General features: G+C 61.7%; 23 protein-coding genes. 4 read left to right on the top strand and 19 right to left on the bottom strand.

Annotated features, from left to right (window positions below):
• From EXZ61_RS00300 to EXZ61_RS00290, 3 genes are all read left to right on the top strand, one after another.
• Positions 1–1,197: an ABC transporter permease gene (locus tag EXZ61_RS00300; RefSeq protein WP_142808190.1), complete on the top strand. Its 1,197-nt coding sequence runs from the start codon at positions 1–3 to the stop codon at positions 1,195–1,197.
• Complete coding sequence (locus EXZ61_RS00295; RefSeq protein WP_142808189.1) at positions 1,198–2,337, top strand: ABC transporter permease; 1,140 nt, start codon at positions 1,198–1,200, stop codon at positions 2,335–2,337.
• Positions 2,338–2,411: 74 nt separating this feature from the next.
• Complete coding sequence (locus EXZ61_RS00290; protein WP_142808188.1) at positions 2,412–3,638, top strand: cyclic di-GMP phosphodiesterase; 1,227 nt, start codon at positions 2,412–2,414, stop codon at positions 3,636–3,638.
• A gap of 9 nt (positions 3,639–3,647) precedes the next feature.
• Here EXZ61_RS00290 and EXZ61_RS00285 read toward each other — a convergent pair whose 3' ends face one another.
• The 11 genes from EXZ61_RS00285 to EXZ61_RS00235 all read right to left on the bottom strand — a co-directional run bounded on the left by EXZ61_RS00285 (position 3,648) and on the right by EXZ61_RS00235 (position 14,635).
• Positions 3,648–5,036, bottom strand: coding sequence for a response regulator (locus tag EXZ61_RS00285; RefSeq protein ID WP_142808187.1), 1,389 nt, complete (start codon positions 5,034–5,036; stop codon positions 3,648–3,650).
• Between the two features lie 5 nt (positions 5,037–5,041).
• Positions 5,042–5,575 carry a heme NO-binding domain-containing protein gene (locus tag EXZ61_RS00280; RefSeq protein WP_142808186.1) on the bottom strand — a complete coding sequence of 178 codons (534 nt, stop codon included), beginning with the start codon at positions 5,573–5,575 and terminating at the stop codon, positions 5,042–5,044.
• Between the two features lie 78 nt (positions 5,576–5,653).
• A complete protein-coding gene (locus EXZ61_RS00275) occupies positions 5,654–6,418 on the bottom strand; it encodes a substrate-binding periplasmic protein (RefSeq protein ID WP_168224647.1) in 765 nt (254 codons plus the stop codon).
• Positions 6,419–6,596: 178 nt separating this feature from the next.
• Entirely contained in the window at positions 6,597–8,066 is a 1,470-nt protein-coding gene (locus EXZ61_RS00270) for an NAD-dependent succinate-semialdehyde dehydrogenase (RefSeq protein ID WP_142808184.1), read from the bottom strand.
• A 61-nt stretch (positions 8,067–8,127) separates the two neighbouring features.
• Positions 8,128–8,784: a GntR family transcriptional regulator gene (locus EXZ61_RS00265; RefSeq protein ID WP_142808183.1), complete on the bottom strand. Its 657-nt coding sequence runs from the start codon at positions 8,782–8,784 to the stop codon at positions 8,128–8,130.
• A gap of 81 nt (positions 8,785–8,865) precedes the next feature.
• A complete protein-coding gene (locus EXZ61_RS00260; protein WP_142808182.1) occupies positions 8,866–10,149 on the bottom strand; it encodes an FAD-dependent oxidoreductase in 1,284 nt (427 codons plus the stop codon).
• Positions 10,146–10,424: a (2Fe-2S)-binding protein gene (locus tag EXZ61_RS00255; RefSeq protein ID WP_142808181.1), complete on the bottom strand. Its 279-nt coding sequence runs from the start codon at positions 10,422–10,424 to the stop codon at positions 10,146–10,148. Before EXZ61_RS00255 ends, EXZ61_RS00260 begins: the two co-directional genes overlap by 4 nt.
• Positions 10,421–11,527, bottom strand: coding sequence for an NAD(P)/FAD-dependent oxidoreductase (locus EXZ61_RS00250; protein WP_142808180.1), 1,107 nt, complete (start codon positions 11,525–11,527; stop codon positions 10,421–10,423). The genes EXZ61_RS00255 and EXZ61_RS00250 overlap by 4 nt, the downstream gene beginning before the upstream one ends.
• On the bottom strand, positions 11,524–12,477 hold the full coding sequence (locus tag EXZ61_RS00245; protein ID WP_142808179.1) for a 4-hydroxyproline epimerase: 954 nt from the start codon (positions 12,475–12,477) through the stop codon (positions 11,524–11,526). The genes EXZ61_RS00250 and EXZ61_RS00245 overlap by 4 nt, the downstream gene beginning before the upstream one ends.
• A gap of 74 nt (positions 12,478–12,551) precedes the next feature.
• Entirely contained in the window at positions 12,552–13,673 is a 1,122-nt protein-coding gene (locus EXZ61_RS00240) for a branched-chain amino acid ABC transporter substrate-binding protein (RefSeq protein ID WP_142808178.1), read from the bottom strand.
• Positions 13,674–13,720: 47 nt separating this feature from the next.
• Positions 13,721–14,635 (bottom strand): dihydrodipicolinate synthase family protein, encoded by a 915-nt coding sequence (locus tag EXZ61_RS00235; RefSeq protein ID WP_142808177.1) that lies wholly within the window; start codon positions 14,633–14,635, stop codon positions 13,721–13,723.
• A gap of 201 nt (positions 14,636–14,836) precedes the next feature.
• Between EXZ61_RS00235 and EXZ61_RS00230 the strand changes: the two genes are divergently transcribed.
• The gene (locus EXZ61_RS00230; RefSeq protein WP_142808176.1) at positions 14,837–15,238 is read left to right on the top strand and encodes a hypothetical protein; all 402 of its coding nucleotides are present in this window, start codon (positions 14,837–14,839) and stop codon (positions 15,236–15,238) included.
• A gap of 24 nt (positions 15,239–15,262) precedes the next feature.
• Here the strand turns inward: EXZ61_RS00230 and EXZ61_RS00225 are convergent, their stop codons facing one another.
• From EXZ61_RS00225 to mnmG, 8 genes are all read right to left on the bottom strand, one after another.
• The gene (locus EXZ61_RS00225; RefSeq protein WP_142808175.1) at positions 15,263–16,009 is read right to left on the bottom strand and encodes an HD-GYP domain-containing protein; all 747 of its coding nucleotides are present in this window, start codon (positions 16,007–16,009) and stop codon (positions 15,263–15,265) included.
• Between the two features lie 35 nt (positions 16,010–16,044).
• Entirely contained in the window at positions 16,045–16,815 is a 771-nt protein-coding gene (locus EXZ61_RS00220; RefSeq protein ID WP_142808174.1) for a class I SAM-dependent methyltransferase, read from the bottom strand.
• A gap of 14 nt (positions 16,816–16,829) precedes the next feature.
• Positions 16,830–17,762 (bottom strand): ParB/RepB/Spo0J family partition protein, encoded by a 933-nt coding sequence (locus tag EXZ61_RS00215; protein WP_142808173.1) that lies wholly within the window; start codon positions 17,760–17,762, stop codon positions 16,830–16,832.
• Positions 17,763–17,791: 29 nt separating this feature from the next.
• Positions 17,792–18,334: an RBBP9/YdeN family alpha/beta hydrolase gene (locus EXZ61_RS00210; RefSeq protein WP_142808172.1), complete on the bottom strand. Its 543-nt coding sequence runs from the start codon at positions 18,332–18,334 to the stop codon at positions 17,792–17,794.
• 69 nt (positions 18,335–18,403) lie between these two features.
• Positions 18,404–19,195 (bottom strand): ParA family protein, encoded by a 792-nt coding sequence (locus EXZ61_RS00205; protein ID WP_142808171.1) that lies wholly within the window; start codon positions 19,193–19,195, stop codon positions 18,404–18,406.
• Between the two features lie 92 nt (positions 19,196–19,287).
• Positions 19,288–19,902, bottom strand: coding sequence for a LysE family transporter (locus EXZ61_RS00200; protein WP_142808170.1), 615 nt, complete (start codon positions 19,900–19,902; stop codon positions 19,288–19,290).
• A 142-nt stretch (positions 19,903–20,044) separates the two neighbouring features.
• Positions 20,045–20,707 (bottom strand): 16S rRNA (guanine(527)-N(7))-methyltransferase RsmG, encoded by a 663-nt coding sequence (gene rsmG, locus EXZ61_RS00195; RefSeq protein ID WP_142808169.1) that lies wholly within the window; start codon positions 20,705–20,707, stop codon positions 20,045–20,047.
• Positions 20,707–22,704, bottom strand: a complete 1,998-nt coding sequence (gene mnmG, locus EXZ61_RS00190; protein WP_142808168.1) for a tRNA uridine-5-carboxymethylaminomethyl(34) synthesis enzyme MnmG — start codon at positions 22,702–22,704, stop codon at positions 20,707–20,709. The genes rsmG and mnmG overlap by 1 nt, the downstream gene beginning before the upstream one ends.
• Positions 22,705–22,760 lie beyond the last annotated feature (56 nt).

Genomic DNA, 22,760 nt, shown 5'->3' with positions numbered 1-22,760 from the left:
ATGGCTAACCCCTTGGGCTTGCTGCAGGCCTTAGCCGCCAGTGCACGGCGCGAGGGCGCCCTGTTGCTACGCCGCCCGTGGGACTTGGCCTTCATCAGCTGGGTACCGCTCTTGGGCGTGGCCTTGGTGTGGTGGATTTTTTCGGCCGGCCAACCCCGCGCCCTGCCCATTGGCGTGCTTGACGCCGACCACAGCAGCATTTCCCGCCAGCTGACCCGCTTTTTGGCGGCTACGCCGGGCCTGCAAGTGGCGCAGCAGTTCAACAGCACCGCAGAGGCCGAGGCCGCCCTGCGCACCGCCCAGGTGTACGGCGTGGTGCTGATCCCGCGCGATTTGGCGCGTGACCTCAAACAAGGCCGCGCAGCGACCGTCACCTTGCTGCACAACGCGCAGTTGGGCACGCATTCCAGCCTGATCCAACGCGATGTGCGCAGTGCCGTGGGCACGCTGTCCGCCGGCATCGAAATGAGCGCGCGCACCAAGCGTGGTGAGCCCGCACACAGCGTACGGGTGGCCATGGAGCCGCTGCGTGCGGACCTGATTACCCTGTTCAACGCGTCCACCGACTATGAGCAGTTTCTAGCCGCCGCGCTCATCCCCGCGCTGCTGCACATCTTGGCCATGGGCGCAGGGGCCTGGATGGTGGGGCGCGAGTTGCGCGACCGCAGTCTGGCGGATTGGTTGGGCCCGCACGCCGCGTGGCCCCAAGTGGCGGGTGCCTTGCTGGGCAAGCTGCTGTGGCCCTGGCTGGGCTTGGGCGGTGTGGCACTGCTCGCACTGTGTGGCATGACCTGGGGGCGCGGCTGGCACCCGGCGGGCTCGGTGCTGTGGACGGGCGTGGCACTTGCGGTGTTTATGGCTTTGTCGATTGCCTTGGGGGCATGGGTGGCAGCGCTCACCCGTTCGCTGCGCACGGCCCTGTCGGCTACCGGCTTTGTGACCGCACCCGCGTTTGCCTTTGGTGGCGTGGGCTTTCCGCTCTTGGCCATGCCCTGGGGGGCACAAGCATGGGCCCGTGCCCTGCCCTATACCCACTACATCCGCGTGCAAATGGAGCAATTGCAAATGGGCGCACCACTGGCCTATTCACTGCGCACGCCCGTGGTGATGTTGCTGGTCACCGTCTTGCTGCTGGCGGCGACCGCACTGGCCCTGCGCAAAGCGGCCCTGCAGCCCGCAAGCTGGGGGAAGCGCTAAATGGCCCACAGCTTTTGGCAAGGCTGGCTGCAAGCCGTTCATGCGGTGTTCAAGGACACGGGCGTGCTGCTGCTCTTGGTAGCGGCCCCGGTGATCTATGGCTTTTTTTACCCCTGGCCCTACACCGACCAGGTGGTGACCCGCGTGCCCGTGGCGGTGGTGGACCTGGACCACACCAGCCTGTCGCGCCAAATTACGCGCTTTGCAGCGGCCAACCCGCGCATCGATGTGCGCCTGGTGGTGGGCAGCGAGCGGGAGGCGCAAGAAGCCTTGTGGCGGGGCGAGGTCGAGGGCTTTGCCGTGATTCCTGCGGACCTCAAACGCCAAGTGCTGCGCGGCACGCCTGCGGTGGTGCGTGTGGAAGGCAACGGTGCCTATGCGCTGCTCAACAAGGCTGTGCTCTACGGATTTGCAGAAGCCGTGGGCACGCTGTCTGCAGGGATAGAGATCAAGAAGCTGCAAGCCGCTGGCCAAAGTGCGCGCCAAGCCGCCGCTTCGCGTAGCCCCTTGGGCACGCAGCTAGTGCCGCTGTTCAACCCCACCGAAGGCTACGGCAGCTACGTGGTACCTGCCGTAGCGCTGCTCATCATCCAGCAGACGCTGCTGATGGGCGTGGCCATGTTGGTGGGCACCTGGGTGGAGCAAGGGCAACACCGCGCCAACGCAGCGGTGTGGCTGGGGCGCTGGCTCGGCTTGTCTGGCTTTGGGGTGTGCTCGGGCCTGTTCTTCTTTGGCTGGGTGTTTGTGTGGCAAGACTATCCGCGGGGTGCCAATCCAGGGGGAGCATTGGCCTTGCTGCTGGTGTACGCGCCCTGCGCCGCAGCCCTGGGATGCTTGCTGGGCCTGTGGTTCAAAGACCGCGAGCGGTCCTTGCAGGTGCTGTTATTCAGCGCCCTGCCCTTGGCCTTTTTGTCGGGGTTTTCGTGGCCCGCAGAGGCCTTGCCCCCTGCTTTGCAGATGTTGCGTTGGTTGGCCCCCAGCACGGCTGCCATTCAAGCGTCTTTGCAGGTCAACCAAATGGGCGCACCCTTGGCTGCGGTCAGCGCCCACCTGTGCGTGCTGGCGGGCCTTGCGTTGGCTTGCATGGCGTGGGTGGTGCACGGTGGCCGCCCAAAGCGGGTGGCACAAGCCAGCAACTAGCGCCCCAAAAACAGCAAACCGGTCTATATTGCGCCAAGAGCAGTTCTCACCGATGCCGTAGACCGAGTGCACCTATGCTGAAAAAGATTCATGTGGACCAGCTGAGCTTGGGGATGTACATCCACGAGTTTTGTGGTTCGTGGATGGACCATCCGTTTTGGAAGGCCGGCTTTGTCCTGCAAGAGCCCAAAGACCTGGCCACCACCTTGGCCAGCAACATCCGCCAGGTGTGGATCGATACCTCCAAGGGCAAAGACCTGCCAAGTGAGGAACTCGCCATCAGCGAGAGCGAATCTGACACGCATCGGCACCTGCACTTGCAAGACCTGCTAGAAGCGGGCGAAGACACGGCTACGGTGTCTATGGCCCAAGAGATGGAGCGTGCCGTCAAAATCTGCGCGCAGTCCAAGCAGGCGGTCATCTCCATGTTCCAAGAAGCGCGCATGGGCAAGAGCATTGACCGGAGGGTGTCGGCGCAACTGGTGTCAGAGATCACACTGTCGGTGACTCGCAACCCGAGTGCACTGATCAGTTTGGCACGGCTCAAGACAACGGATGACTACACCTATATGCACTCGGTCGCCGTGTGCGCGCTGATGGTGTCACTCTCGCACCAGCTGGGCCTAACGGTGGAGCAAACGCGTGACGCAGGCTTGGCGGGTCTGTTGCATGACGTGGGAAAAATGGCAATTCCCCTAGAGGTGCTCAACAAAAAGGGCGGGCTCACCGATGCCGAGTTCGCCTTGATCAAAACCCATGCGGTCGAGGGTCACCGCATGCTGCGCACCGGCAGCGAGCCAAACCCCGTGGTGCTGGAGGTGTGCCTGCACCACCACGAGAAGATGGATGGCTCAGGCTACCCCCATGGCCTCAAGGGCGACGAGATCAGCCTTTTCGCCAAGATGGGGGCGGTGTGTGATGTGTACGACGCCATCACCTCTAACCGCCCCTACAAAACGGGGTGGGACCCGTCAGAAGCACTGCAAAAAATGGCCGACTGGGCCAAGGGCCATTTCGACCCCCGCGTGTTCCAAGCCTTTGTGCGCACCTTGGGCATTTACCCCGTGGGGTCCTTGGTGCGCCTGAGCTCAGAGCGGCTGGGGGTGGTGGTGGAGCAAAGCGGCAAGTCGCTCACACAGCCCAAAGTCAAGGTGTTTTTTGCGCTGGCCACTAAAGACCGTATTGCGCCCGTGGTGGTGGATTTGTCGCAAGCGGACGGCACTGAAAAAATAGTAGGCCGCGAAGACCCTAACAAATGGCGCTTTGCCGACCTGCACGCCCTGTGGGGTCACCCGGGCTAAGGGACCGCGCTAGACCGAACGCACCAGCGCCTGCGCCAAGGCGTCACGCAGGGTGTCCAGCTTGACGGGCTTGCTCACAAAGTGGTTCATGCCCGCCGCAAAGCAAGCCTCGCGGTCTTCGGCAAAGGCATTGGCCGTCATGGCAATGACGAAAGGCTGCAGCGCCAGCGGCAAGCGGCGCAACTGGCGTGTGGCCTCTAGGCCATCCATTTCAGGCATTTGCATGTCCATCAACACCACATCCACAGGGTGCTCCAGCAAGTACGCCAAAGCTTCCGCACCATTGGCCGCTTCTGCCACCACGGAGCAGCCCAACTGCCTGAGCTGGCTGCGCGCCAGCAGGCGGTTAATGGGCTGGTCGTCCACCACCACAATGCGCAAGAGGCCAAGGTCTTGCGCCTGCGTCTGGGCGGTAGCAGGGTCCGCCCCTGGCGAATGGGGTACTGGGGCCAGTGGGAGCGCGCACATACCTTTGGGTGACTCGCCTAGTTCAACCATGGGCAACTCAAACACAAACAGTGAACCTTGGCCGGGCGTGCTGGTCACCGTAAGTTGTCCCCCGAGCTTCTCGACCAAGGCCTTGCATATCACCAAGCCCAAACCCGAGCCACCGTACTTGCGCGTGGTGCTGTTATCGGCTTGGCGAAAAGGTTGAAACAGCTGGGCCAAGGTACTGGCAGACATGCCGATTCCACTGTCTTGCACGCGGCACTGAAGCCGCCCCTGCACCACGGTCTGGGAAACGGTGACGCGGCCTTGCCCGGTAAACTTCAGCGCATTGCCGATTAAGTTCAACCAGACTTGCCGCAGGCGCGTGGGGTCACTGTGCCATTGGGCTGGGAGATCGGGCCCATGGTGCACCAACAACTCGACCCCTTTTTGGGCGGCTTGGTTGGTGAGCAGGCTGGCTACCTCGTCCAGCACCTCGGTCGGGCAGAAGGGTAAAAACTCCAAGGTCATCTCGCCCGCTTCAATCTTGGAAAAGTCCAAGATGTCGTTGATCAAAGCCAAGAGCGAAGTACCAGCCCCCAAGATATTTTTCACATACAGCGTTTGCTGCTCGTCCAGCGGCGTGTCTATGAGTAGCTCCGACAAGCCCAGCACCCCGTTCATGGGAGTGCGTATCTCATGGCTCATGAGGGCCAAAAACCGACCTTTGGCTTCGTTGGCCGCCTCGGCGGCTTGCAGTGCCTTGTGCAACTCTGTGGTGCGCTCGGCTACGCGCGCTTCCAGCCCCAGCGCCGTGGCCTGCAATGCTTGGTTGGTTCGGTAAAGGTCTAGGCTCTTTTCTTCCAGCAAGGCTTCCGCCTGTTTGCGCGCGGACCGCTCCCGCTCCAAACGCAAGCCCAAGCGGCGTAAGGCTTCCTCAGGGCTTTGTTCAGGCGGCGTCAGTGGCACAGAAGCTAAGCCAAGGTGCGCAGGTCAAACACAATGTCGCCATTGTCTTGGTCAAGGCGACTCACTTGAACGCCTCCCCCAAAATGGGCGACAGCGCCTTTGATCAATCCTTCGGCCAGATCGCCAAAATGGCGTGGCGAGCTGTAGCGCATCTGTAAACCACCCACATCCCGGGTGCAGTCAAACTGGGGCAATTGCGCATCCGGGTAGAGCTTGCGCACCTCGGTGTGGATCACCGTTTCAATGCCTTCCAAGAAATCCATCACAGAGGCTTGGCCGGCAAAAAATGTGGGGTACAAGGTATGGAAGCGCCCAAACAAGTGCTCACCAAACACCTGTACCAAGGTGGGCACAGGGATGTCACATCGCTTGGATAAAGCCACCACCATATTGACCAGTTCTACATGGTCATAGGTGCCCACAGCGGTGTAGGCCCCTCCACTGGGCGGGGCGCTGTCGTCAATGATGTCATCCACCATGTCAGCGGAAAACTTCATCTCCACCATTTCCAAAAATTCAGTGAACACCATGCCCTTCATAGCCTGCCCTCCTTGGTTTTGCTGCCAAATTTCAACACAGTTAGAAGTGTGTAATGCAGATTTTTTTCTAGCCCTGACCTAGCGCTCCGTGCGGTAGCGGCTTAGCAGCTCGGTGTATGCGGCGCTGCGTTTATAGCTTGCGAGGGCATTGCCAAACTGGTGCGCCAAAGCTTCGTGCTTACGTGCTTTGGAAAAGGCAATGTAGTTGTACGTGGTGGTGATGGCTGGCTTGAGCGCAGTGACCGCCTCCATTTCCGGCTTATCCGCAAATGCGCCTGAAAAATCACTCCAGTTCACCACCCCCACACCCCCCACTTTGGCCTCCAACTGGCGCACCACATCCGCCATGTTGTTGGCCTCAAACTTTTTACGCCGGTCAATGTCTGCAATGCCGAACTGAAACCCACGCACGACGATGGGCGTGCGATTGGCCAAATAACTCACTAAGTTGCCATCGAAAGGCATGTTCGCGGCATTGGCGCGCAGCACGATGAAGCGAATGTCGGTCGAGGAGAGTTGGTTGTCTTCGTCAAAAATAGCCCAGGCCTCGCGCTCGGGGGTGCGGCCTATGTAGGTCACTCCATCCACTTGGCCAAGTTCGACCATGCGCAACGCCCGCTTCCAGGGCAAGCTTTGCCACTTCACACGCAGGCCCATGCTGCGTGCGGCGGCTTCCACCATTTCGACGTGCACGCCTCTGAGCTTGTGACCCACCACCATTTCAAACGGCGGGTAGTCTTCGTCCCCCCGCACCAGGGTAATTTCAGTGGGCGCAGCAGCAGCTGCCAAGGTGCCACTCAGCCCACACACCATGCCTATAAACCAGCGGTACAAGTGCTGCATGCATTCCTCACGACTCAGAGTCGCCATCCTACCGTGGTCGAGGCACTTCAGCTAGTGCTTGAGCGCCTCGACGTGGGGACAGAACAGGGAATGCAGGTGTTTGGCGCATGATGCTACACAAAATGTAGCATCATGCGCTTATTCCATGGGCGCAAGGGCCCGATATGGCTCTAAATGCTTACTTCAAGATGTCGCCAATGCACAGGTATTTGATTTCGACGTAGTCGTCCATGCCGTGGTGTGACCCTTCGCGGCCTAGGCCGGATTGTTTGACACCGCCAAAGGGCACGTGCTCGGTGGCCAAGATGCCTACGTTGATGCCTACCATGCCGTATTCCAGCGCTTCGCCCACGCGGTAGATGCGGCCAATGTCGCGGCTGTAGAAGTAGCTGGCCAAGCCGAACTCGGTGTTGTTGGCTGCATCAATGGCTTCTTGCTCGGTGGTGAACTTGAACACGGGGGCAAAGGGGCCAAAGGTTTCTTCTTTGGCGCACAGCATGTCGGCCGTGGCGTTGGCCACCACGGTGGGCTCGAAGAACTGTCCTTGCAGCTTGTGGCCACCGGCCAAGAGTTCACCACCTTTGGCCAGCGCGTCAGCCACATGGCGGCTGACCTTGTCGATAGCGGCGTCTTCGATCAGCGGGCCTTGCGCCACGCCGTCGTCAAAGCCATTGCCCACTTTGAGCGCTTTGACCTTGGCCGCGAACTTGGCCACGAACTGGTCGTACACACCGGCCTGCACATAAAAGCGGTTGGCGCACACGCAGGTTTGGCCCGCGTTGCGGTACTTGCTGAGCATGGCGCCTTCTACAGCGGAGTCCACATCGGCATCGTCAAACACGATGAATGGCGCATTGCCACCCAACTCGAGCGACATTTTCTTGACCGTGGGCGCGCTTTGCGCCATCAAGATGCGGCCCACTTCGGTGGAGCCGGTGAAGCTGATGTGGCGCACCACGTCGCTGGCGCAGATGACCTTGCCCACCGCGATGGAGTTGTCACCGTCCGCCGTAATCATGTTGAGCACACCGGCGGGCATGCCTGCGCGAATGGCCAACTCAGCCGCGGCCAAGGCGGTCAAGGGGGTGAGTTCAGCGGGCTTGATGAGCACGGTGCAACCCGCCGCCAACGCGGGGGCCACCTTGCGGGTGATCATGGCCAGCGGGAAGTTCCATGGCGTAATGGCCGCGCACACGCCGATGGGCTGCTTGATGACCATGAGGCGGCGGTTGTTGTCGAACTGGGGCAAGGTCTCGCCGTTGACGCGCTTGGCTTCTTCGGCAAACCACTCCACAAAGCTCGCGCCATAGGCGATTTCACCCTTGGCTTCGGGGAAGGGCTTGCCTTGCTCGGCGGTCATGATGCGGGCCAAGTCGTCTTGGTTGGCCATCAACAGGTCAAACCACTTGCGCAAGATGATGCTGCGCTCTTTGGCTGTTTTGCTGCGCCATGCGGGCCAGGCGGCATTGGCTGCGGCAATGGTGGCTTCAGCGTCTGCGGCGGTGAGGTTGGCTACGTCGGCCAGTTTGTGGCCGGTGGCGGGGTCGAGCACGTCAAAACGGCTGCCGCCTGCCACCCATTGGCCGCCGATCAGGGCGTCGGTTTTGAGCAGGCTGGGGTCTTTGAGCTGGGATAGAGGGGTGGTCATAAGGGGGCCTTGTGGTGGTTTGTCTTCAGAAATCGATGCGTGAAACAGGCGCTATGCGGTGCTAGTTGTTGATGACCACACGGGCAAAGCGCTCCAAGTAGTCCATGAGCTGGTCTGCGCCGTGCATGGCCACCTCTTCGTCGGCGGTGGCAATGCCACGGGCCAGGGCCAAGTGGTGGCGCGCGCCTTCGGCAATCTCGCCCTCGTGTTGGTAGGCGTACCAAAAGCGGCGGCACTTCACGATCAGGGGCTGCACGCACTGCACGGCAGAAAAATTTTGGCTGGCTTGGTGGTTGATGAGGTCTAGCTCATGGTCGGCCAGCATGTAGGCGTCTAGGTTGCCACTGGCGGCGGCTTCCACCATGCGTTCGGCGCGGCGCAAAATTTCTTGGCGCTGGGGCGCGGTGGCCCGGCGGGCGGCGCAGCCTGCAATCAAGCGCTCCAACACGCGGCGGGTTTGGATTACATCCAAGTGGTCAGCCAAATCGATGTGAGACACCAACAAGCCCCGGCGGGGTTGTTGGGTGATCAGGCCAATGGACACCATGCGCAACAGTGCCTCGCGCACAGGGGTGCGGCCCATTTGGGTCAAGGCCACCAACTCGGCCTCGACCACGGGGCTGCCGGGTTCCAAGCGCAGGGTCGATATCAGTCCCTCAATCGCGTCATAGGCCACATCTGCGGCGCGCTGTTTGACGGGAGAACGGGCGATAGGCATAGCGTGGGGGTGAAAATTTTTCCGTGGGTGCCCCATGCGCTAGGCGTATGGAGCGTGTCTTTGGATTGGATTATGGCGCGACTAGGGCAACTCCATGGGTCCAATTTGGGCCAAGGTTTGGATGCGCGTGGGCACCATCGGCATGCGCGGCGCGGGCTGTTGCCAGCCCTTGAGGTGCTGCAGCGCGGCCCCGCACACGCGGCCCTGGCAAGCCCCCATGCCACAACGGGTTTGCAGCTTGGCCTCCACCCAATGGCCCATGCCCTGCAACTGGCCCATGCGCACATCTTCGCAGCGACAAACAATGGTGTCGTCTTGGGCCAAGGTGCTGAGCTCAGGGCGCAGGGCAAAGTGGGTGGCGAGGTGGCTGGCAAAGCGGTTCCAGCGCGCGGCTTGGGGCCACAGGGCTTGGGCGCGGTCGGCCTCGCGCACGGCAGCCAACCCGGCAATGGCGCCTTGCACCAAGGCCCGCTCGCTGCCACCAAAGCCGGTGCACTCCCCTGCCGCAAAGTGATCGGGCACGCTGCTGGCTTGGTAGGCATCCACCGCAATGCCGTGCTGCGCATCCAAGGCCAGGCCCAGCGCTTGGGCGAGCTGGGTGTTGGGCACCAGGCCAAACCCGCAAGCCACGCGGTCGCAGGCAATCTGCGCGTTGTGAGTGCCTACTTGCAGGCTAACGCTTTCCACACGGTTATCGCCCTGCACTGCTCGCACAAAACTGTTGGCCCGGTAGTGGGGTGAGGCCAGCGTGGCAGCCTGGGCAATCTTGCCCGGCCAGCGCACCAAGCCTGCTCCAAATGCCATGACCTGGGCCCAGGGCGCTTGCTCGGCAATGCGCACCACGGTGGCCCCGGCGGCGCGCGCCGTAGCGGCTGCCGCCAGCAACAAGGGGCCGCTGCCCGCCACCACAATGCGCTGCCCCGCCACGGGCATGCCGCCTTTGATGAGCGCTTGCAAGCCCCCTGCCCCGGTGACGCCAGGCAGCGTCCAGCCGGGAAACGGGAGCAGCAACTCGCGCGCGCCGGTGCACACGATCGCGGTTTGGTAAGTGATGACACTGCCCTGCTCTGTGTTCTCCAGCAGCAGCTGCTTGGGCCCCAGCACCGCCGCCACGCGGGTGCCGCTGAGCACCGTGATGTTGGCGTGTTTGGCGAGGTCCACGCGGTATTTGCGGGCAGATGCGGGAAGCTTCGCCTGAGCCCCATCGCGCCAAATTTGGCCGCCGGGAGTGGGGTTGTCGTCCACCAGGGTGATGCGCGCGCCGCTGGGCGCGGCAGCCAGTGCGGCCGCCATGCCCGCGGGGCCAGCCCCGATGATGAGCACGTCGCACGCCACAGGCGCTTGGTTTTGCAAAGCGGCATTCATAGCATTTGACCCAGCGCGGTGTTGTGGGTGCTCACCACCTCCATGCCGGCCGCGCACAGGGTTTGGCAACCCAAACGACGCTGGCCGTTGACCCACACGCGGCACTCTTGGCACACGCCCATGCCGCACACAGGCGCACGCGCTTGTCCGCTGACGCTGATACGGCTGACCCCGTTGCCAGCGATGGCAAGCGCTGCGGCAACTGTGGTGCCGTGGGCCACGGCGATGGTCTGGCCGTTCACGGTCAAGGTATGGGTTGGGGTCTGCGTACTCATGACAACTCGGCAAATCGGGTGGCGCTGTAGGGCGCGGGGTCCAAGGGCGGCGTGGCGCCGGTCATCAGCGCGGCCAGTATCTGCGCGCTGCCCGGTGCCGTGGTGATGCCCAGGCCTTCGTGGCCCACCGCCAGCCACAGATGCGGGCGCTGCGGGTGCGCGCCCAGAATGGGCAGGCTGTCAGGCGTGGCGGCGCGCAGGCCGGTCCAGCAGCGGATGGCGTTCAGGTCGCCAATGCCAGGCAGGTAGTGCTGCGCGCGTTGCAACATGCGGGCCAGCATGTGCGGGTCTAGGTCGACCGAGGTGTCGTCAAACTGGCGGGACGAGCCTATGAGCAATTGCCCTGTGGGACGGGGTTGCACGTTAAAGGCCACCGACGGCCCTTGCGCATGGTGGGCGCTGGTGACATAGCCCAGCTCTACCAACTGGTGGTGCACGGTGCCGGGGTAGCGGTCGGTGATGAGCAACTGGCCTTTTTTGGGACGTATGGGCAACTCAGGGCAGATTTGGGTGGCGTAAATGCCGCTGGCCAGGACCACGGCATCGGCCTTGAGCCACTCGCCTGTGCTCAGACGCACGCGGGGCTCTTCAACATCCACCGCAGCCACTTGCCGCACCTGAATCGCTTGGGGGTACTGGTTTAGCAGCCATTGGGCCGCGTTGGGGGCGTAGACCAGTCCGTCCCCGGGAACCTTGAGCGCGCCGGTGAGGTCTTTGCGCAATACGGGCTCCAGCGCTTGCAGTGCGCTGGCGCTCACCATCTCGGCGGCCACGCCATAGGCTTGCAGGCGCGCTTGCTTTTCAAGCGCAGCATCCATCTCTGGCGCATTGGCGGCCAGCCACAAGGTGCCGCAGGCGCTCCAGGCGCAGTCGGCAGGCATGTGGGGCACCCAGCCGCGCCATTGCTCTAGCGAGTGGTGGCTGAGTGCCAGCTCGGCCGGGTTGTCATCCATCACCACCAAGTGGCCCATGCCTGCGGCGGTCGCGCCGCCCCGGTGGTCGTCCAGCACCAGCACGCGCTGGCCGGCTTGCGCTAAGGCGTGGGCGCATGCGGCGCCCACAATGCCCGCACCGATGACGATGACGTCTGCGTCTTTGCTCAAAGACGAATCCCCCACGCGTAGGGGTCGTCGGCATCTATGAGCAAGGTGGTCTCTGCACTCATGTGGGCGCGCCCGCGCAGGGTGGGGATGATTTTGTCGCCCACAGGCTCGTAGCTCGCTTCAAACTGGCTGCCAATGATGCTTTCTTGCCGCCACAGAGCGCCGGGAACGAGCTTGCCGTCTGCGGCCAAGCAGGCGAGCTTGGCGCTGGTACCGGTGCCGCAGGGCGAGCGGTCGTAGGCTTTGCCGGGGCACAGCACATAGTTGCGGCTGTCCGCATGGGCTTGGCCGTTCAGGCCCTGGCCTGCAGCGCCAAAGAGTTCGATATGGTCAATCACCGCGCCTTCGGCCCCGGTGATGCCTTGGGCCGCCAGTGCGTCGCTTACGGCGCAGCTGTAGTCCATCAGCGCGTCTAGGTTGTCGCTGGCTACGCGCTGGCCATGGTCGCTCATCAAGAAGAACCAGTTGCCGCCGTAGGCAATGTCGCCATGGGCCACGCCATAGCCGGGCACATCTACGGCGACTTGGGTGGCGTAGCGCCATGCAGGCACGTTGCGCACGCTCACGCTGCGGTCAGGGTGCAAGGTGGCTTGCACATGGCCCACCGGGGTTTCTATGGTGTGCACGCCGGGCTGAATGCGGCCCATATAGGCCAGTGTGGCCACCAAGCCAATGGTGCCGTGGCCACACATGCCTAGGTAGCCGGTGTTGTTGAAAAAGATAACGCCTGCGGCTGCGGTGGGGTCCACCGGCGCGCAGAGCAAGGCACCCACAATCACGTCACTGCCACGCGGCTCCAGGACCGTGGCGGCACGCCAATGGTCATGGTGGGTGGCCAGGGTCTGCAGGCGCTCGGCCATGCTGCCACGGCCCAGGTCTGGAAAGCCTGCGGTCACCACGCGTGTAGGTTCGCCGCCTGTGTGGGAGTCAATGATGTGGATGCGTTTCATGGGTGTTGTTGGGTCTGGGGTTGTGCAATGCCAGCCGGCATTGTGGGGCCAGCCTTGTGGGCTGGCCCTGTCCATCAATAGCTTGCCAAGGGTGTTGGCGCAGCGTTCTTGAAGGTGTACACGGTGATAGGCGCTTGCTTCATATTGCCTTTGTCGTCATAGGCGTAGGTGCCTGCCACGCCTTTGTAGCTGCCTTTGAGGATTTCAGCGCTGACCTTGTTGGGGTCAATGGATTGGGCTTTTTGCATGGAGGTGCCGATTAGCAGCATTTGGTCGTAGAACGAAGCTGCGTAGGCGTCAGCGTCTACGTTAAAGCGCTTTTTGAACTTGGCTTTGAAGGCGGGGCCGTCGGAGGTTTTGTCCAGCATGGAGCCGCCTTGCGCGCAGTACACCACTTCATTGACCGCATCGCCGCCGAGCTTGCCCACTTCGGGGCTGCACAAGGTGTCGCCACCCAGCATCTTGGCAGTCACGGCCAATTGCTTCATTTGGCGCGCCATCGGGGCGGCTTGGGGTGCGTAGCCACCGAAGAAGATGACGTCAGGCTTTTTGGCCTTGATGTTGGTCAGGATGGCGGAGAAGTCGGTGGCTTTGTCGGTGGTGTACTCCTGGCCCAAGATGGTGATGCCCTGGGTTTTGGCTTCTTTCATGAATTCTGCAGCCACACCTTGGCCAAAGGCCGTGCGGTCGTCGATCACCGCTGCGTTCTTGGCCTTTAAGACCTTGGCCGCGTAAATGGCCATGCTGGAACCAATTTGGTTGTCGCCCGCAATGATGCGGTACAGGTTTTTAAACCCGCCCTCCGTCACCTTGGGGTTGGTGCCCACGGTAGACAGCATGGCTCCGCCATCAGCGTAAATGCGCGAGGCAGGAATGGCCACGCCCGAGCAATAAGGGCCCATGACGTACTTCACGCCATCGTCCACCAGCTTTTGCGCCACGCTCACGCCTGCCTTGGGGTCGCACTGGTCGTCTTCAGACTGCAGCTCAAACTTGAGTGTTTTGCCACCCACGGTGATCTTCTTGGCGTTGAGTTCTTCAATGGCTAAGCGGGTGCCGTTTTCGTTGTCTTTGCCGGCAAAGGCATTGGGGCCTGAGAGTGGGCCCGTTTGGCCGATTTTGACGACCTGCTCTTGCGCATGCGCGGCCAAGCCTAAGCCCAGTGCGGCGACCAGGGGGATGAGTTTGAATGTCATGGTGTGTCTCCTCGTTGTTGTGATGGTGTGGATGGGGGTGCGGCTGCTTACATGACCGACTGGTATTGCTTGGGTCGTGTAGCCAGTGCTTTTTCGACTATGTCGATCACCGCTTGGCGCTCTGCGCCTACCAGTGGCAAACGGGGGCGGCGCATGTGTTCGGTGCTCACCCCAGCGACAACGTCAATCAGTTTCAAGTTCTGCACCAGCTTGGTGGACACGTCCAAATGCAGCATGGGCGTCATCCATTGGTACAGCTTCAAGGCTTCGGCAAAGTTGCCTGCCTTCATGAGGTCATACAGGGCCACGTTTTCACGCGGGAAGGTGCAGCCCACGCCCGCCAGCAGGCCGTCGCAGCCCAGGGCCAAGCCTTCGTAAGCCAGATCGTCCACGCCCAAGAAGAGTTGGTAACGGTCGCCCAGCAGGTTGCGCAGGTCGGTGATGCGGCGGATGTTGTCGGTGCTTTCCTTGATGGCCACAATCCACTCGCAGTCAGCCAGCTCGGCCATGTGCTCGGGCTTGAGGTCCACGCGGTAGGCCACAGGGTTGTTGTAAACCATGATGGGCTTTTGCGCGGCCTCGGCCATGGTGCGCACGTTGAGCATGGCTTCGCGCGCATCGGCCACGTAGATGACGGAAGGCATCACCATGTAGCCGTCTACCCCCAGCGCGTTGCCGCCTTTGATGTAGCGCAGCGCTTCACGTGTGCTGGTTTCGGACACATTGGCCAAGACGGGCACGCGCCCTGCGCTGGCCTTGATAGCGATTTCGGCTACCTGCAGTTTTTCTTCCAAGGTCAAGGTACTGGCTTCGCCCAGCGAGCCACAGGTCACAAGCCCGTGGATGCCGTTGCGGATTTGAAAATCAATGTGCCGGGCGGTGCCCTCAGCGTCAATGCTCTCGTCAGCGTGGAACTTGGTGGTAACGGCGGGGAATACGCCCTTCCAGCGGGGATTGCTCATGGCTTGCTTTCCTTGGTAGTGAATACGGTGCCTGCATTGTATAAATATATTTACAAGATATCAAACAGTTTGACGTAGGTATTTTTACGGGGTAGCCCGACTATGCGAAGTAGTTTCCATAGGCCAAAGCATGCCAAACACACGTTGACGTAAACTGCTCGGCTCGCCTTCTGGCCTGTTGTCCCCTCGCCCACCTACCGCATGAACGCCACGATTCCGATTCGCAAGGAGTGCCCGCCTGGGGCGTGCGACTGTGGGCGTGAGGCTTTGCTGCGCGACCCGCAGGGGGATGTGCGCATTCTCAAGCTCACCAAGGATGAAGAAAAACGGCTCGTTGCCCGCCTAGAGGCGCTGAGCAGCTTGGACGATTTGAAGGCGATGGAGCAGCGCATGCACGCGCAGCTGGGCATTGTGTTGCATATTGCGCCTAGCCCAAACGAGGTGCGCACGGTGCGCGGCATTGCCATCAAGCTGCAAGAGCAACCGGGCTTGTGCCGCAAAACGCGCCAAGCGATTCCGGCTGCGATTCGCCGCAGCCTAGAGAGTAGGCCCGAGATTGCCTATGCGATTTTGGATGCGCACGATTTGTTTGGAGGCCTGTAGCCGCTAGGTCGCAGGCTTCACAAACTACAGCTCAGCGGTTTCGGCAATGGCGTTGGCCAGGTACTCGATTTTTTGCTGCATGTCAGCATCGGTGTCGGCAAAGCGGGCGGCAATGGCGGCAAATTCGTCGGCCACTTTGGCAAACGCGTCCACCAAGTCGGGGTCAAAGTGTTTGCCACGCTCTCCCACAATGACCTGCACCGCTTGGGCATGGGCAATGCCGTCTTTGTAGACCTTGTGGCTGATCAGCGCGTCGTACACATCGGCCACCGCCACGATGCGGGCCGCCAGCGGAATTTGCGTGTCGGCCAAGCCTTGGGGGTAGCCCGTGCCGTCCCACTTTTCGTGGTGGGACAGGGTCAGCTGCTTGGCCACGGTGAGCAAGGGGGAGCTGCGGCCCAAGCTGGCCTCCGCGCGCACCAAGGCCGCATGGCCATTGGTGGTGTGGGTGCGCATGATGGAGAGCTCTTCGCTGCTCAAGCGCCCGGGCTTGAGCAAGATGCGGTCGGGCACGGACATGGTGCCCAGGTCGTACACGGGCACGCAGGCGCACAGGGTGTCGATATAGGCCGGGGTGAGCACGGCGGCAAAGGTGGGGTGGCTTTGCAGGCTCTGGGCCAGGGTGCGTACATAGTGCTGCACGCGGATCAGGTGGCTTTCGGTGTCGGAGTCGCGCAGCTCGGCCATGGTGGCCACCGCGAACAAGATGACCTGGTGGGCCTGCGCATCGTCGCCTTGCGGGTTCATCAGGGAGAGTGACGGTGTGGACATGCGGGGTCTCCTAACAAAAAATGCGGGGGCGCGTGCTATGGCAAGGGGGTGAGCGGTGCCCTGTAGAGCCACACCATTCTGCCACCAGGCGCGCGGTAACTGGCCACAGCTTGCAGGCTGCGGGCTTCAAATTCCAAACTCACCAGCCACGCACCGGGGCGCAGCTCTTGCATGGCCTTGGCCGCTGCGCGCGGCATGCTCTCGGGGCGCTGAAACAGATAGACCATGTCATAGCCCGACCAGTCTTGCGCCCAGATGTCGCCACGGCGCACCCGGGCCCATGGGCAACGCCAGGCGCAGAGCAGGCGCAGCGGCCAGCTCCACTCTAGACCGTGCAGCTGCGCGCCGGGGTAGGCCGCACGCAGGGCCTGCAGGCCATGGCCCAAGCCACAGCCAGCGTCTAAGACTTTGGCACCATCTGCCAAGGGCGCGTTTGTGGGTAGCTCCAGCAAGGCGTCCAAGGGGGTGGGAAACAAGGGCGCATCACGCCATGCGTTCAAGGGGTAGACCAAGAGCAAGAGCGCCAGCGGAATCAACCAAGCCCAAGCGGGCAAGGCACTGGCGGCCAGCGACGCATGGCTGAGCGCGAAAGACAGGGGGAAGCCCAGCGCAATCAAGGCCCTGCGCCACCAGGTTTGGCCCCACGCCGTGAGAACGACACCCACCGCCGTGGCAAGCCCCAGCGCCAGCACGGGGGCCCACGCCAAACCTAAACTGGTGCGAAACACCGCCCATGCCAAGGCCCAGCTGGCGATGGCGGGCAAGGGCCACGTTGTCAAGGCTCGCAGTTTGGAGGGTGCAGCCATGGGGTGTGCAGGGGCTAGCGGCTAGCGCCTGGGGACAGCCGCTCGATCAGGCCATTGAGCTCGTCCATGGAGCCGAACTGGATGACGACCTCGCCCATTTCTTCCATGCGCCCTGCCCGCTTGACGCGCTTTTTGATGTGCACTTCGACTTGGGCAGTGAGCAGGTCGGACAGCTCTTCTTCCACGCGTTTGAGGTCGCGCGACTTTTCTTTCTTGGGCTTGCTGCTGGTCAGCGTGAACTCGGCGCTGAGCTTTTTGACCAAGCCTTCTGCCTCGCGCACCGACATTTTTTTGGCCGCAATTTGCGAGGCCGCTGTGATTTGGGTGGCGCGGTCCAGCGCCAGCAAGGCGCGAGCGTGGCCCATGTCCAAGTCACCGGCCATGAGCATGGTTTGCACCGGATCAGCCAAGTTGAGCAAGCGCAGCAAGTTGCTGGCCGCGCTGCGGGAGCGCCCGACCGCTTGGGCCGCAGTTTCGTGCGTCAGGCCAAATTCTTTGATGAGGCGCTGCAGACCTTGGGCTTCTTCCAGCGGGTTGAGGTCTTCACGCTGGATGTTTTCAATGAGCGCCATGGCGGCGGCGGCCTCGTTGGGCACGTCGCGCACCAGCACGGGCACGCTAGCCAAGCCAGCAATTTTGGCGGCCCGGAAACGGCGCTCGCCCGCAATGATTTCGTACTTGCCTTGGTTGGCGCCGTCTTTGAGCTGGCGCACCAAGATCGGCTGCATGATGCCTTGGGCTTTGATGCTCTCCGCCAGTTCGTACAGGGCACCCTCGTCCATGTGGGTGCGCGGCTGGTACATGCCGGCCACCATGTCTTCCAGGTGCAAGCTGCTGGGCTGGCCGGGCTCGTTGGCCTGCGCTTCCAGCGGCGTGCGGTCTTTGACTTTGGGGCCTAGCAAAGCTTCTAAACCCATCCCCAAGCCTTTGGGCTTTTTGGTAACCATGGTTGTTTTCCTTCTCAGAATTCTGTGTGTTAGCGCAGTGACTGCAGCAGGGCGTGGCCTTCTGGCCAGTCGCCCAAGCCGGAGTCGGCGTTGATGTGGCCGCGCGCGCCGTAGTCGACAAACTCGGAACCCCAGGCGTGGGCAAAGCGCTGGGCGCGCTCCAAGCTGCAATAGGGGTCGTCGTGGCTGCCCAAGAGCACGGTCTTGAACGGCAAGGTTTGCATGGTCACAGGCGCCCAGCTCTTGAGCACGGGGCGCAATGCTTCGCGCTCCGGGTCGCCGGGGGCCACCAGCAAAGCGCCTTGCACCAGATGCGTGTTGCGCGAGTGCGAGGCCCAGGCCGCCACCAACATGCAGCCCAAGCTGTGGGCTGCCAGCACGCAGGGGCGCGCTTGGGCGAGCAGTGCCTCTTCCAGTTGGATTTGCCAGTCACCGCGCAGCGGGCGCATCCAGTCGTGCTGGTCCACGCGGCTGTAGCCGTATAGCGCCTCCCAGCGCGACTGCCAGTGGGTGGGGCCAGAGTTTTGCCAGCCAGGCAATACGAGCACGGGGGTGGGGTTTGAATCAGTCATGAAAATGCTACGAAACTAATAGCTGCTTGCGCACACCACATGTGCGCCAGAGGCCAATTTGTGCCCAATTTAGACCTTCATGGCCGTAACCCGGGCCACCATCTCTTCCGCAAAGCCCACAAAGGCTTGCGCGCCCTTGGAGGCGGGGTCAAACACCACGCCGGGCACGCCGTAACTGGGGGCCTCGGCCAAGCGCACATTGCGGGGAATCACGGTTTCAAACACCTTGTCGCCAAAGTGCGCTTTGAGCTGTTCACTCACCTGCTGCTGCAGGGTAATGCGGGGGTCAAACATCACACGCAGCAAGCCGATGATTTGCAGGTCGTCGTTCAAGTTGGCTTTGACTTGCTTGATGGTGTTCACCAAATCGGTCAGGCCCTCCAAGGCAAAGTACTCGCACTGCATGGGCACGATCACACCGTGCGCGCAGCACAGGCCGTTGAGCGTGAGCATGGACAGAGACGGCGGGCAGTCAATGAGCACGAAGTCGTACTCGGCGTCCACCTGTGCCAAGGCAAGCTTGAGGCGCTTTTCGCGGCGCTCCACTTCCACCAGCTCCACCTCGGCGCCTGCCAGCTCGCGGTTGGCACCCAAGATGTCGTAGCTGCAACCGCCCTCTTTGAGCTTGTCGCTTTGCACGCGCGCCTCTGCCACCGAGGCGGACTCCAGCAGCACGTCGTAAATGCTGAGTTCCAACTGGCGCTTGTCCACCCCCGAGCCCATGGTGGCATTGCCTTGCGGGTCTAGGTCGATCATCAATACGCGTTGCCCAATTTTGGCCAGCCCTGCGGCCAAGTTCACCGTGGTGGTGGTTTTGCCGACTCCGCCTTTTTGGTTGGCAATGCAGAAAATTTTGGCCATGAATACCCTCCCCGCAAGAATGAAAAATCAAAGAACCGAAAGTGACGAACTGCGTTTCACGTGAAACAAAAGTCTGGGGATGCAAGCCAGGGCTAGCGTGACAGTGCCAGCTTGACCCCGAAGCCCACCAAAAACAAACCCGCCACTTTTTCCAGCGCACGGCTGATCGTGGGGTTGGCGCGCATGCGCTCTGCCAAAAAGTAAGTCAGCAGCACTGAGGTCAAGCCGTAAGCAAAGGTGAGCACCGCAATGGTGATGGCCATGAATCCAAAAGTTATCAGCCCTTGGTGATGGGCGGGGTCCACAAATGCGGGGAAGAACGCCATGTAGAACACCACGGCCTTGGGGTTGAGCAAGGTGATCATCAGGGCTTGGCGGACGTAGTGGCCCGCCGTGATGTTGAGCACCGGCGCCGCGCCAGGCTTGGCCAGCAGCATCTTGCCGCCCAACCAAGCAAGATAAGCCGCGCCCGCATACTGCACAAAGTGAAAGGCTTGGGGATAGGCTGCCAGCAAAGCAGCCACGCCGCCTACCGCCATCCACATCAAGACCTGGTCCCCAAAAATCACGCCCATCGTGGCACCCAAACCACCGCGAATGCCACCCTTGGCTGTGGAGGTGATGAGGGCCAAATTGCCTGGTCCAGGGATCAGCAAGAAAACAATGATGGAGGCAACGAAGGTGCCGTAGTCTGTTACGCCGAGCATGTGGAGTCCTTTGGCAGCGGTGTTTTTGGAAACCTGAGTTTACGTTAGGTTTTTGGCAAGCCATCTGCAGCCACTTACCCGCCCAACAAGATAGCAGCCTGGCCGCGCCGCCTTTGGCCACCACCCTCATTCCAAGGCCGTACTAGGCAGTCGCCAGGCGCATCCAGATGATGCAGCGCTCGGCATCTAAGCCGGGCACCGTGAGTTGTTCCACGTGAAACACTTGCACATCGGCAGGCAAAACCTGAAGCTCTTCCGCAGGATGCTTGCCCTTCATACCCATCCAAACAGAGCCCTCACCCATGGCCGCCCGCGACCAATTGGTGAAATCCAGCAAAGATGCAAACGCGCGCGAGCTGATCACTTGGTACTTGTCCCTCAGGTTTTCGACCCGGGCATGCACGCCACGCAGATTGGGCAGGCGCAAAGTAACCGCCACCTGCTGGATAAATGCGGCCTTCTTGGCCACCGTGTCCACGCAATCCACACGTACCTCAGGGCAGCAGATGGCGATCACCGCACCGGGCAGACCAGCACCTGAACCTACGTCCAGCAAACGGCAGACAGCATGAGCGGGCAACGGGAGGGCGGCAATCTGCGCACGCAGTGGGCCAATCACCGCCAAACTGTCCAGCAAATGGTGGGTCAACATTTCGGCCGGATCGCGCACCGCCGTCAGGTTATAGACTTTGGTCCACTTTTGGATCAGGTCGCAGTAGTCCAGCAACTGCCCTACTTGCGCATCTGTCAGCCCCAGCGCCAGCGCGTCCAAGCCCTGGCGCAAACCCTGTTCCAACGGCCGCATCAGCTCACCACCTCAGGGGTCGCCGTGCGTGGCACGTTGGCAAACTCTTTGAAGCCGCCCTTCTTCAGGTGAATCATCAACAAGGAGATGCTGGCGGGCGTGATAGCCGACATGCGTGAGGCTTGGCCCAGCGTCTCTGGTCGCACCTTGTTCAAACTTTGGCGCGCTTCAATGCTCAAAGCGGTCACTTGCATATAGTCCAACTCGGCAGGCAGCCGCAGGTTTTCGTAGTGCGATGCACGCTGCACCTCGTCGCGCTGGCGGTCGATGTAGCCGGAATACTTGGCAGCAATTTCCACCTGCTCCACCACGGTCGCCACAAAAGGCGTGGGCACTTGGCCCTGCGGCGTGGCTAGCTCTGCGTTGGCATAGCGGCCACCATCCAAAGAAAGCAAATCGCCGTAGCTCACATTGGGGCGGCGCAGCAGGTCAGCCAGGTTGTATTCGTGTTCAATAGCCTTGCCCAGCACGCGCTCAGACTCCGCAGCAGCCAGGTTTTTGGGGCTCACCCAGATCGAGCGCAGGCGCTCTGTTTCACGTGAAACAGCGTCGCGCTTGCGGCTGAAAGCCTCCCACCGTGCGTCGTCCACCAAGCCCAACTTGCGGCCTGTTTCGGTCAGGCGGGCGTCGGCATTGTCTTCTCGCAACTGCAAGCGGAACTCCGCGCGGCTGGTGAACATGCGGTAGGGCTCAGACACACCCTTGGTAATCAGGTCGTCCACCAGCACACCCAAGTAGGCCTCATCACGCGCGGGCACCCAGGTCTCTTGCGTCCAGGCCGTCTTGGCTCCGGCTTGCAGCGCCGCATTGATGCCAGCAAACAAGCCTTGCGCCGCAGCCTCCTCATACCCGGTCGTGCCGTTGATCTGCCCGGCAAAAAACAGACCTTGAATAGCCTTGGTCTCGAACGAGCTCTTGAGCTGCTGCGGATCAAAGTAGTCGTATTCAATGGCGTAGCCAGGGCGCAAGATGTGCGCGTTCTCCAAGCCCGCCATGCTGCGCACCAAGTCGTACTGGATATCAAACGGCAAGCTGGTGGAGATGCCGTTGGGGTAATACTCGTGCGTGGTCAGGCCTTCGGGTTCCAGAAAAATCTGGTGGCTTTCTTTGTCGGCAAAGCGCCCAATCTTGTCTTCCACACTCGGGCAGTAGCGTGGGCCCACGCCCTCAATCTTGCCGGTGAACATGGGGCTGCGGTCAAAGCCACTGCGGATGATGTCGTGCGTGCGCTGGTTGGTGTGGGTAATCCAGCAGGGCATTTGCTGCGGGTGCATCTCTGCCTTGCCCATAAAGCTGAACACCGGCATGGCCGCGCCCATGCCACCTTCCATGCCGTCCCCAGGTTGTTCTTGGCACTTGCTGAAGTCAATGCTGCGCCCATCAATGCGCGGAGGGGTGCCTGTTTTCAGGCGGCCTTGCGGCAGCTTCAGCTCTTTCAAGCGCGCACTCAAACTCACTGCGGGTGGATCGCCCGCACGGCCCGCGGAGTAGTTGTTCAAGCCCACGTGGATCTTGCCGTCCAAGAAGGTACCGGCGGTAAGCACCACCGCTTGGGCGCGAAAACGGATGCCTACTTGGGTGACGGCACCGACCACGCGGTCGCCCTCGACCATCAGGTCGTCCACCGCTTGCTGGAACAGCCAGAGGTTTGGCTGGTTCTCCAACATGCGGCGAATGGCCGCCTTGTACAGCACCCGGTCTGCCTGCGCGCGGGTGGCCCGCACGGCCGGGCCTTTGCTCGAATTCAAAATACGGAACTGGATGCCGCCCTCGTCCGTGGCCAAGGCCATGGCACCACCGAGCGCGTCCACCTCTTTGACCAAGTGCCCTTTGCCAATGCCGCCAATCGACGGGTTGCAGCTCATCTGGCCCAAGGTCTCGATGTTGTGTGTGAGCAGCAGTGTTTTGCACCCCATGCGTGCGGACGCCAATGCGGCTTCGGTACCGGCATGGCCACCACCGACAACGATGACGTCAAAATTCTGTGGGTAAAGCATAGTGATCCGTGGAAGGGGGCAGAAAGTCGTAAGGCGCCCGCCCTGTGCGCCTGAGC

It is taken from the genome of Rhodoferax aquaticus, assembly GCF_006974105.1.
Classification (GTDB): domain Bacteria; phylum Pseudomonadota; class Gammaproteobacteria; order Burkholderiales; family Burkholderiaceae_C; genus Allorhodoferax; species Allorhodoferax aquaticus_A.
Note: the sequence above shows the minus strand (reverse complement) of the source record. Positions and strands in the feature narration are given on the sequence as shown.